Genomic DNA, 11,729 nt, shown 5'->3' on the forward strand with positions numbered 1-11,729 from the left:
CCCGGCGGGCAGCCTTCGGCCCGGTGGACGGCGTCTCCCCCTCGCCCGGGAACCGGCTGGTGGAAGGGGGACGGGCGTCGGCCGCCTGACGGGTAGCGGCGGCGCGTGACGGCTCCGGCGTGACGGGACCCGCCCTCCGGGGCGTCGTGGGGCCGGTGGGGCGGGAGGGGCCGAAGGGCGGGCAAGGGGTCATCGGGGGGTGGCGATCGTGGCGAAGGCCGATTCGTGGGCGCGGCGGCGGGCACGGTCGTGGGCGAAGATCTCCCGGGTCACCGCGGCCAGCGCCACGGCCGGGGCGTGCAGGTCCAGGCGGCTGGCCTCGGCGACCTGTTTCGCCCAGACGGCCGGGACCGCCGCCTCGCCGCCCAGGGCTCCGGCGATCGCCCCCGCCATGGTGGCGATGGAGTCGCAGTCCCGCCCGTAGTTGACCGCCCCGAGCACGGCCCCCTCGTACCGGCCGTCCGCGACGAGCAGCATCCCCAGCGCGATCGGGAGTTCCTCGATGGCATGGAGGCGGGACGGGCGGCGGGCGTCGAGCGACGGGGTGCGGTAGTCCGGGCCGACCGAGTCGTACGGGGCCACCGCCGCCCGCAGCGGCGCGAGAGCCGACTCGAAGTCCCGGTGGGCGCGAGCCGTTTCGCGGACGGCCGCGATCGCCGCCCGCGTGCCGTCCTTCGCCAGGGACAGCGCCGTGTCCACCACGCTCGCGGCCGTCGCCCCCGGCATGCACGCCGCCGCCACGGCCGCCGCGAACACCCCCGCCGCCTCCCGCCCGTACGAGGACTGGTGCGCGCCGGCGATGTCGAGGGCCTCCGCGTAGGCCCCCGCCGGGTTGCCCGCGTTGGCGATGCCCACCGGAGCCATGTACATGGCCGCACCGCAGTTGACGATGTTTCCGGTGCCGGCCTCGCGCGGGTCGACGTGCGCGTAGTGCAGGCGGGTCACCATCCACTTCTCCGCGAGGAAGACCCGCTGCAACGGCAGTGCCTCCGCCTCCAGCTCGGGGATCCAGCGCGGGGTGGACATCAGGTCGGGGACCAGGTGCTCGGCGACGGCGTAGGCGTCGAGGTGGTCCCGTACGGTCTCGTAGACCCGGACCAGCGCGTGGGTCATCAAGGTGTCGTCCGTGACGTGCCCGTCGCCCTTGTGGTACGGGGCGATGGGGCGGGCCGTGCGCCAGTTCTCGTGCCACGGGCCGACGATGCCGTGGACGCGGCCGCCGTGCCGTTCGACGATCTGGTCCGGGGTCCAGCCCTCCACGGGGCCGCCGAGCGCGTCACCGACGGCGGCGCCGACGAGGGCCCCGCAGGCCCGGTCCTCCAACGTGAGCGTCATTCCACTCTCCTTGTCCGGAAACCCTGGTCGCAGCCAGTGCGTGCGGGAGGTCTACCACCTTGCCCCGGGCGGGCCCGCGCGGGCGTGGTCGACACGTCCTGAGCGTCGTCGCCGGGCTGAAAGTCGCCGATCACACGTGCGGCCTCCGCTCCGGAGGGGCGGCCTTGGGCGAGGTGAGCTCGGTGCCGGCGAGGAGCGCGGCCAGTTGCACGAGGTCGGTGCCGGCGAGGCGGGGGAGCGCGCAGCCGGAGAGGGTGCGGCAGGCCTCGCGCCAGGCGGCGGGGATCGAGTCGCCGCCGCCGATCACCCCGGTGAGCGCGCCCGCGAGGGCGGGGGCGGAGTCGGCGACGCGGGACAGGCACGCGGCGGCCGGTACGGCCTCGGTCGTCCTTCCGCGGGCGGCGGTCGCGAGAGCGAGGGCCACGGGGACGGTCTCGGCGGCGGCGATGCCGTAGCTGTACACGTGGTCCACGATCTCGTGTTCGAGGGTCGGGACGATGGCGAAGGCGCCGCCGTCCGCGTGGGCGCGGGCCAGTCCGACGGCGTGGCGGGCGTTGCGGCCGATCTCGGTGGCCGCTGGGAGCTGGGCGAGGGCGGCGTCCACGGCGGCGTCGACGTCGGCGGTGGTGAGGGCGGTGGCGACGGCGGCCGCCATGGCGCGGGCGCCGTGCACGCCGTCGCCGTCCTGGGTGTAGCGGGCGTCGAACTCGGCGAGGTCGGCGGCTGCCTCGGCGTCGCCGGGGTGGACGACGGCGAGGACGCAGGCGCGGATGCAGGCGGCGTCGTCGAAGTAGTGCGGGTTGTCGTGGCCGGTGGCGGGCGGGCGCAGGCCGGTGGCGAGGTTGCCGAGGCCGGCGCGTACGGAGATCCGCGCCCGCAGGGGCAGTACGGCGGACTCGACTTCGGGTGCGCGTTCCGCTGCCGCGGCGACTTCGGAGGCGAGGGCGTTCCAGGCGAGGTCGATGGCGGCGCGCATGCGGCGGGAGCGGGAGAGGTCGCTGAGGAGGACACCGGCGGCGGTGAGGACGGACTCGGCCACGAAGGCCGCCCACTCGGCGTCGTCGGAGGGGCCGAGGCGCAGCGGCTCGGGGGGCTGGTTGAGGGCGATGGGGACGGGGAGGGTGGTGGTGGCGTTCTGTTCGGCGAAGGTGTCGAGCTCACGGGTGAGGCGGCGGGTCCACTCGGGCATCCGGCTGGCGCGGTGGCGGGCCGCGGGCCAGCCGGCCGCGTCGCCTGCGGCGAGCCCGAGGAGGAGGCCTTCGATGGGGCGGCGGTCGTGGGCCGCCGGTTGCGCCGGCCGGGTGTCCGCGGGGTGCGGCGCCGGCAAGGACCGGATGACGGCCCGCAGCGGAGCGGCCTCGTCCGGCGCCGCAAGCCCGGCGGGCCGGGCGTCCGCCACCGCCCGCAGCGGCGTGCCGGCCGGCACGGGCAGCAACCGTCCGCCCGAGCCCGCCGCCACGGCGCCGGTCCGGGCCTCCGCAGCCGGTACGGCCTGCGGCCGCCCGTCCGCCGTCGGCGCGGAGGCGGCCCGGTCCGACGGAGCGCCCCGGCGCGGGAGGCCGGCCGCCACCGGCTGGGGCTCGGCCCCGTGGCCTGCCGTCAGGCTGATCGGTACGGGCCGTGTCCGCGCCCCCGGGCCCAGGCCCTCGCCTGCGTCGGACCCCGGGCCGGGGTGCCGCAGTCGCCCGTCCGGCCCGCGTTCCGCGGGGGCCGCCGGGTCGCCCGTCGGGGGCTGCGGCCTCGCTCCCGCGAGGCCCGCCGGGTTTGCCGGTACGAGCTGTGGCTGGGCTCTCAGGCCCGGGTCCGCGCCGTTGCCGGCCCCGGTCGGTACGGCCTGCGACCGCCCGTCCGGCCCGCGTTCCGCGGGGGCCGCCGGGTCTGTCGCCGAGGGCTGCGGCGGGGCGGGTTCCTGCAGGGGGGCGGGTTCGTTGAGAGGGGTCTGGGTCATCGGGCGGCCTCGTATTCCGGGGTGAGGAGGTCCGCGATGTCCAGGACGTGGTAGCCCCGCATCGACGGGAGGCAGCTGCCGCGTACCGGCCCGATCGCCGAGCCCCAGGCGGTGGGGATCGCCGTGGCACCCGCCATCGCGCCGGCCAGGGCGCCCGACACGGCGGCGGTGGTGTCCGCGTCGCGGCCCATGTTCACGGCGGTGAGGACGGAGGCGGCGAAGTCTCCGCCGGAGGCGGCGAACGCGCCGAAGGCCAGGCCCACCGCCTCCGGCGCCAGGTCCGTCCACGGGTAACCGCCGATGACCACCGCCGAGCGCACCGCCCGTTCCCCGCGCGGGGCGGCGGTGACCGCCCGGCGCAGGGAGCGGGCCGTCCAGGAGTCCGACGGGATGACCGAGAGGGCGGCGGAGACGACGGACGCCGGGCTGCCGCCCGCCATGGCCGCCGCCACGCCCGCCGCGACCGCCTGGCCGCCGTAGATGCCCTCGCCGTCGTGGCTGACCGTGCCGTCGATGGCGACCAGTCGCGCCGCCTCGGCCGGCCGCCCCGCCGCGAACACGCCGAACGGCGCGGCCCGCATGGCCAGTCCGTCCGACCACGCGTGCCGGTGCTGGGCCGAGATGGGCGCCGCCAGGCCCCGGCGGAGGTTCTCCAGCGTGCCGCGCTCGGAGAACCCCGCACCGCGGAACGGGCCCTCGTCGAGGTCCGCGATCCAGTGGTGCCACGCCCGCTCGACGTGGGAGACGGTGAGCGCCGAGCCGTGGCGGGCCAGGAGCAGCCCCGAGAAGATCGCGTACTCGGTGTCGTCCGTGCCCACCGGGTCATCCGTCACGAAGCCCTCGATGCGGCCCCATTTCGCCCGGATCTCCGACGGCTTCATGTTCTCCGCGGGGGCGCCGAGCGCGTCGCCCACCGCGAGTCCCAGAAGAGCGCCCCTGGCCCGTTCGAGGAGGACCTGCGGATTGCATGCAACCTGCTTCACCGGCTCCATGGCGCGCCTCTCCCACGTGGATGGGCTCATCATGAGCCCTTGGGGGATTTGTGCCATGTCATACGGTTTGTCGCGCGCCGCGAAACACCCCGGGAACATCGGGGTCACCCGGTCGCCGACCCGTAAAACCGCAGGTAAGTACGGCCTTCCTTGCTGGCGGGCCACGAAAATCGTGCGTAGTTTCGAGGTGTTCAGGGGGAGCGGGACGCGTCACGGCGTCCGTTCGCACCAATGGGGAGACAAGGGGAGATACCAGGCATGTCCATCATCGACGTCGAAGCACCGCTGCACACCGCCCATCGCGACAACCACACCCACCGCGACGTCAACGGTGGATGGCTGCGGCCGGCCGTCTTCGGTGCGATGGACGGGCTCGTCTCCAACCTCGCCCTCATGACCGGCGTGGCCGGCGGAGCCGTCGCCCCGCAGATCGTCGTGATCACGGGCCTCGCCGGCCTCGCCGCCGGAGCCTTCTCGATGGCCGCCGGCGAGTACACCTCCGTGGCCTCGCAGCGCGAGCTGGTCCTCGCCGAGCTCGACATCGAGCGGCAGCAGCTGCGCAAGCACCCCGTCGACGAGATGGAGGAGCTGGCCGAGCTCTACGTGTCCCGCGGCGTGGAGCCGGCGCTCGCCCGCGAGGTCGCCATGCAGCTCTCCCGCGACCCCGAGCAGGCGCTGGAGATCCACGCCCGCGAGGAGCTCGGCATCGACCCCGACGACCTGCCGTCGCCGCTGGTCGCCGCCGTCTCGTCCTTCGGGTCCTTCGCGCTGGGCGCCCTGCTCCCCGTACTGCCCTACCTGCTCGGCGCCACGGCCCTGTGGCCGGCGGTGCTGCTCGCGCTGGCCGGGCTCTTCGCCTGCGGCGCCGTCGTCGCCCGGGTCACCGCCCGGTCGTGGTGGTACAGCGGCCTGCGCCAGCTGCTGCTCGGCGGCGCGGCCGCCGGTGTGACGTACGTCCTGGGAACCTGGATCGGTGCAGCCATAGGCTGACCCGCCTGGGAGTGAGACACTATGCAGGACGCAACATAAGTAGTCCGTTACTCGGCGGTTTCGATCCCGTGTCCGCCGGGCATCACACCAGGACTCCGGGTGGGCAATGATGCCCGCCCTGTACCGGGACCTTCGCCCCACGCGATACGCCGCGACAGCCGGGTTACCTCGCGTTACCCCCTCGGTCCGCCCGTAGAGCGCCGCGAAAGTCCCTTCTTCCTGCCTCGCGCAGTGTCCGCATGCTGGAATGGCATATCCGCTTCTCGGGATTGTCGTCATCATGTAATCTGCACGAAATTTCGCAGAGGGCCAACGTCGTCCCTCGGCTATGCACATATGCCACGACGACGACGGGAGAGCCGATGCGTTCCGCATCCACGCACTCCGCGACCGGCCTGAACACCGCCTGGTCGCCCATGGACGGTCGCCCCGCCCAGCAGGGCATGTACGACCCGCGCAACGAGAAGGACGCCTGCGGCGTCGGATTCGTGGCGAACCTCACCGGCGAGGCCACCCACACCCTCGTTGAGCAGGCACTGACCGTTCTGCGGAACCTCGAGCACCGTGGCGCCACCGGCTCCGAGCCGGACTCCGGCGACGGCGCGGGAATCCTGTCCCAGGTGCCGGACGCCTTCCTGCGCGAGGTCGCCGGATTCGAGCTCCCCGAGGCCGGCGCGTACGCCGTCGGCATCGCCTTCCTCCCCGCCGACGGCACCGCACAGGCCGTCGCCGCGGAGCAGATCGAGGCCATCGCCGCCGAGGAGAACCTCACGGTCCTCGGCTGGCGCGAGGTCCCGGTCACCCCCGACCTGCTCGGCAACGGCGCCCGCGCCACCATGCCCGCCTTCCGCCAGCTCTTCGTGAGCAACGGGACGACCGGCATCGAGCTGGACCGCAAGGCGTTCGTGCTGCGCAAGCGCGCCGAGCGCGAGGCCGGCGTGTACTTCCCGTCGCTCTCCGCCCGCACCATCGTCTACAAGGGGATGCTGACCACCGGCCAGCTGGAGCCCTTCTTCCCGGACCTCTCCGACCGCCGCTTCGCCTCGGCGCTCGCCCTGGTCCACTCGCGCTTCTCCACGAACACCTTCCCGTCGTGGCCGCTCGCCCACCCGTACCGCTTCGTCGCGCACAACGGCGAGATCAACACGGTCAAGGGCAACCGCAACTGGATGAAGGCCCGCGAGTCCCAGCTCGCGTCCGCCGCCTTCGGCGAGGGCGCGCTCGACCGCATCTTCCCCATCTGCACCCCGGACGCCTCCGACTCGGCCTCCTTCGACGAGGTCCTGGAGCTGCTCCACCTCGGCGGCCGGTCGCTGCCGCACAGCGTGCTGATGATGATCCCGGAGGCGTGGGAGAACCACACCTCCATGGACCCGGCCCGCCGCGCCTTCTACCAGTACCACTCCACGCTGATGGAGCCCTGGGACGGCCCGGCCTGCGTCACCTTCACCGACGGCACCCAGGTCGGCGCGGTCCTCGACCGAAACGGACTGCGCCCCGGCCGCTACTGGGTCACCGACGACGGCCTCGTCGTCCTGGGCTCCGAGGTCGGCGTCCTCGACATCGACCCGGCCAAGGTCGTCCGCAAGGGCCGCCTCCAGCCCGGCAAGATGTTCCTCGTCGACACCGCCCAGAAGCGGATCGTCGAGGACGACGAGATCAAGAACGAGCTCGCCTCCGCCGCCCCCTACGCCGAATGGCTGGAGACCGGCGAGATCGAGCTGACGGACCTGCCCGAGCGCGAGCACATCGTGCACACGCACGCCTCGGTCACCCGCCGCCAGCAGACCTTCGGCTACACCGAGGAAGAGCTGCGCGTCATCCTCGCGCCGATGGCCCGGACCGCCGGCGAGCCCCTCGGCTCCATGGGCACGGACTCCCCGATCGCCGCCCTGTCCGAGCGCCCCCGGCTGCTCTTCGACTACTTCACCCAGCTGTTCGCGCAGGTCACCAACCCGCCGCTGGACGCCATCCGCGAGGAGCTCGTCACCTCGCTGCTGTCCTCGATCGGCCCGCAGTCCAACCTGCTGGAGCCGACCGCCGCGTCCTGCCGCAGCGTCACCCTGCCCTTCCCGGTGATCGACAACGACGAGCTGGCCAAGCTCATCCACATCAACGCCGACGGCGACATGCCGGGCATGAAGGCCGCCACGCTCTCCGGCCTCTACCGGGTCTCCGGCGGCGGCGAGGCGCTCGCCGCCCGGATCGAGGACATCCGCGCCGAGGCCGACGCGGCCATCGCCAACGGCGCCCGCCTGATCGTCCTCTCGGACCGCCACTCGGACGCCGAGCACGCGCCCATCCCGTCGCTGCTGCTCACCGCCGCCGTGCACCACCACCTCATCGCCACCAAGCAGCGCACCCAGGTGGGCCTGCTGGTCGAGGCCGGCGACGTCCGCGAGGTCCACCACGTCGCCCTGCTCATCGGCTACGGCGCCGCCGCGGTCAACCCGTACCTGGCCATGGAGTCCGTCGAGGACCTGCTGCGCGCCGGTACCTTCCTGTCCGGCCTGGAGCCGGAGCAGGCCATCAAGAACCTGATCTACGCGCTCGGCAAGGGCGTCCTGAAGGTCATGTCCAAGATGGGCATCTCCACCGTCGCCTCCTACCGCGGCGCACAGGTCTTCGAGGCCGTCGGCCTCAACGACGAGTTCGTCGAGACCTACTTCAACGGCACCGCCACCAAGATCGGCGGCGCCGGCCTGGACGTCATCGCCAAGGAGGTGGCCGCCCGCCACGCCAAGGCGTACCCCGTCTCCGGCGTCGCGGCCACGCACCGCGCGCTGGAGATCGGCGGCGAGTACCAGTGGCGCCGCGAGGGCGAGCCGCACCTGTTCGACCCGGAGACGGTCTTCCGCCTCCAGCACGCCACCCGCAACCGCCGGTACGACATCTTCCGGCAGTACACGGACCGCGTGAACGAGCAGTCCGAGCGCCTGATGACGCTCCGCGGCCTCTTCGGCTTCAAGTCCGACCGCCCGTCGATCTCCATCGACGAGGTCGAACCGGTCTCCGAGATCGTCAAGCGCTTCTCCACCGGCGCCATGTCGTACGGCTCCATCTCCAAGGAGGCGCACGAGACCCTCGCCATCGCCATGAACCAGCTGGGCGCCAAGTCCAACACCGGTGAGGGCGGCGAGGACCCGGAGCGCCTGTACGACCCGGCGCGCCGCTCCTCCATCAAGCAGGTCGCCTCCGGCCGCTTCGGTGTCACCAGCGAGTACCTGGTCAACGCGGACGACATCCAGATCAAGATGGCGCAGGGCGCCAAGCCCGGCGAGGGCGGCCAGCTGCCCGGCCACAAGGTCTACCCGTGGGTCGCCAAGACCCGGCACTCCACCCCGGGCGTCGGCCTGATCTCCCCGCCGCCGCACCACGACATCTACTCCATCGAGGACCTGGCCCAGCTGATCCACGACCTCAAGAACGCCAATCCGGCCGCGCGCATCCACGTGAAGCTCGTGTCCGAGGTCGGCGTGGGCACGGTCGCCGCCGGTGTCTCCAAGGCCCACGCGGACGTCGTCCTCATCTCCGGCCACGACGGCGGTACGGGCGCCTCCCCGCTCACCTCGCTCAAGCACGCGGGCGGCCCCTGGGAGCTCGGCCTCGCCGAGACCCAACAGACCCTGCTGCTCAACGGCCTGCGCGACCGCATCGTCGTCCAGACCGACGGCCAGCTCAAGACCGGCCGCGACGTCGTCATCGCCGCGCTGCTCGGCGCCGAGGAGTTCGGTTTCGCGACCGCCCCGCTCGTGGTCTCCGGCTGCGTCATGATGCGCGTCTGCCACCTGGACACCTGCCCGGTCGGCATCGCCACGCAGAACCCGGTCCTGCGGGACCGCTTCTCCGGCAAGCCCGAGTTCGTCGTGAACTTCTTCGAGTTCATCGCGGAGGAGGTGCGCGAAATCCTCGCCGAGCTGGGCTTCCGCACCATCGAGGAGGCCGTCGGCCACGCCGAGCTCCTCGACACCACCAAGGCCGTCACGCACTGGAAGGCGCAGGGCCTCGACCTGGAGCCGCTCTTCTACGTGCCCGAGCTGCCCGAGGGCGCGGTGCGCCACGCCCTGATCGAGCAGGACCACGGTCTGGAGAAGGCCCTCGACAACGAGCTGATCGAGCTGGCGGCCGACGCGCTGAACGCCGAGTCCGCCGAGGCCGCCCAGCCGGTCCGCGCCCAGGTCGCCATCCGGAACATCAACCGGACCGTCGGCACCATGCTCGGACACCACGTCACCAAGAAGTTCGGCGGTGCGGGCCTGCCCGACAACACCATCGACCTGACGTTCACCGGCAGCGCCGGCCAGTCCTTCGGCGCCTTCGTCCCGAAGGGAGTCACCCTCCGCCTGGAGGGCGACGCCAACGACTACGTCGGCAAGGGCCTCTCCGGCGGCCGCATCGTGGTCCGCCCGGACCGCGGCGCCGACCACCTCGCCGAGTACTCCACCATCGCCGGCAACACCATCGGCTACGGAGCCACCGGCGGCGAGATGTTCCTGCGCGGCCGCACCGGCGAGCGCTTCTGCGTCCGCAACTCCGGCGCCCTGGTCGTCTCGGAGGGCGTGGGCGACCACGGCTGCGAGTACATGACCGGCGGCACGGCGGTCGTCCTGGGCGAGACGGGCCGCAACTTCGCGGCAGGCATGTCGGGCGGCGTCGCGTACGTCATCGACCTCGACCCGCACAACGTCAACGTCGGCAACGCGGGCGCCGTCGAGGCCCTGTCCGACGCGGACAAGCAGTGGCTGCACGATGTGGTGCGCCGCCACGAAGAGGAGACCGGCTCGACCGTGGCCGCGAAGCTCCTGGCTGACTGGTCCGTCGCGGTGGACCGCTTCAGCAAGATCATCCCGACCACGTACAAGGCAGTGCTCGCCGCCAAGGACGCCGCTGAGCTCGCCGGACTCTCGGAATCCGAGACCACGGAGAAGATGATGGAGGCGGCGACCAATGGCTGACCCGAAGGGCTTCCTCACCACCACGCGCGAGACCGCCTGCTCCCGTCCCGTCGCCGACCGGCTGAAGGACTGGAACGAGGTCTACGTCCCGGGCTCGCTGCTGCCGATCATCAGCAAGCAGGCCGGCCGCTGCATGGACTGCGGCATCCCGTTCTGCCACAACGGCTGCCCGCTGGGGAACCTGATCCCCGAGTGGAACGACTTCGCCTACCGCGACGACTGGGCGGCGGCGTCGGAGCGGCTGCACGCGACGAACAACTTCCCGGAGTTCACGGGCCGCCTGTGCCCGGCCCCGTGCGAGTCGGCGTGCGTGCTCGGCATCAACCAGCCGGCCGTGACCATCAAGAACGTCGAGGTCTCGATCATCGACAAGGCGTGGGACAACGGGGACGTCACCCCGCAGGCCCCGGAGCGCCTGTCCGGCAAGACCGTCGCCGTGATCGGCTCGGGCCCGGCCGGCCTGGCCGCCGCCCAGCAGCTGACCCGGGCCGGCCACACCGTGGTCGTGTACGAGCGCGCGGACCGCATCGGCGGCCTGCTCCGCTACGGCATCCCCGAGTTCAAGATGGAGAAGGTGCACATCAACCGCCGCATCGAGCAGATGCGCGCGGAGGGCACCAAGTTCCGCACCGGCATCGAGGTCGGCCGTGACATCACGGCCACCGACCTGCGCAAGCGGTTCGACGCGGTGGTCGTCGCGGCCGGCGCCACCGTCTCGCGCGACCTGCCGGTCCCGGGCCGCGAGCTGAACGGCATCCACTTCGCCATGGAGTACCTGCCGCTCGCGAACAAGGTGCAGGAGGGCGACTTCATGGCGCCCCCCATCACCGCCGAGGGCAAGCACGTGGTCGTCATCGGCGGCGGCGACACCGGCGCGGACTGCGTGGGCACCGCCCACCGCCAGGGCGCGGCCTCGGTCACGCAGCTGGAGATCATGCCGAAGCCGGGCGAGGAGCGGAACGCCAACCAGCCGTGGCCGACGTTCCCGATGCTCTACAAGGTCACCTCGGCCCACGAGGAGGGCGGCGAGCGGGTCTACTCCGTCTCCACCACCCACTTCGAGGGCGACGAGGACGGTAACGTCAAGGCCCTGCACCTGGTCGAGGTCGAGTTCGTCGACGGCAAGCTCGTCCAGAAGCCCGGCACCGAGCGCGTCCTCCCCGCGCAGCTGGTGACCCTGGCGATGGGCTTCACGGGCACCGACCAGGCGAACGGCCTGGTCCAGCAGTTCGGCGTGGACCTGGACGCCCGCGGCAACATCGACCGCGACGCCTCCTACGCGACCAACGTCGACGGCGTCTTCGTCGCCGGCGACGCGGGCCGCGGCCAGTCGCTGATCGTCTGGGCCATCGCGGAGGGCCGCTCGGCCGCCCGCGGCGTGGACCGCTTCCTGACCGGCAGCAGCACCCTCCCGTACCCGGTCAAGCCGACGGACCGGTCGCTGACGGTGTAACACCCGCAGCGCACCGCTCGGCCGCAGGCGGCCTGCGACCGGCGGTGCGGAGTCCG

6 protein-coding genes are annotated in these 11,729 nt (G+C 72.8%); 3 read left to right on the forward strand and 3 right to left on the reverse strand.

The window, feature by feature from the left end:
- Positions 1-189: 189 nt before the first annotated feature.
- From ACZ3X1_RS25375 to ACZ3X1_RS25385, 3 genes are all read right to left on the reverse strand, one after another.
- Positions 190-1,335 carry an ADP-ribosylglycohydrolase family protein gene (locus ACZ3X1_RS25375; protein ID WP_356812079.1) on the reverse strand — a complete coding sequence of 382 codons (1,146 nt, stop codon included), beginning with the start codon at positions 1,333-1,335 and terminating at the stop codon, positions 190-192.
- A gap of 130 nt (positions 1,336-1,465) precedes the next feature.
- On the reverse strand, positions 1,466-2,662 hold the full coding sequence (locus ACZ3X1_RS25380; RefSeq protein ID WP_467281175.1) for an ADP-ribosylglycohydrolase family protein: 1,197 nt from the start codon (positions 2,660-2,662) through the stop codon (positions 1,466-1,468).
- 617 nt (positions 2,663-3,279) lie between these two features.
- Entirely contained in the window at positions 3,280-4,275 is a 996-nt protein-coding gene (locus tag ACZ3X1_RS25385) for an ADP-ribosylglycohydrolase family protein (RefSeq protein ID WP_356812080.1), read from the reverse strand.
- A 258-nt stretch (positions 4,276-4,533) separates the two neighbouring features.
- Here ACZ3X1_RS25385 and ACZ3X1_RS25390 point away from each other — a divergent pair, with 258 nt between their 5' ends.
- The 3 genes from ACZ3X1_RS25390 to ACZ3X1_RS25400 all read left to right on the forward strand — a co-directional run bounded on the left by ACZ3X1_RS25390 (position 4,534) and on the right by ACZ3X1_RS25400 (position 11,673).
- Complete coding sequence (locus ACZ3X1_RS25390; protein WP_356812081.1) at positions 4,534-5,265, forward strand: VIT1/CCC1 transporter family protein; 732 nt, start codon at positions 4,534-4,536, stop codon at positions 5,263-5,265.
- Between the two features lie 416 nt (positions 5,266-5,681).
- Positions 5,682-10,220 (forward strand): glutamate synthase large subunit, encoded by a 4,539-nt coding sequence (gene gltB, locus ACZ3X1_RS25395; RefSeq protein WP_467281176.1) that lies wholly within the window; start codon positions 5,682-5,684, stop codon positions 10,218-10,220.
- Entirely contained in the window at positions 10,213-11,673 is a 1,461-nt protein-coding gene (locus ACZ3X1_RS25400) for a glutamate synthase subunit beta (protein ID WP_356812082.1), read from the forward strand. The genes gltB and ACZ3X1_RS25400 overlap by 8 nt, the downstream gene beginning before the upstream one ends.
- Positions 11,674-11,729: the final 56 nt, after the last annotated feature.

It is taken from the genome of Streptomyces sp. NPDC023541 (assembly GCF_055559995.1).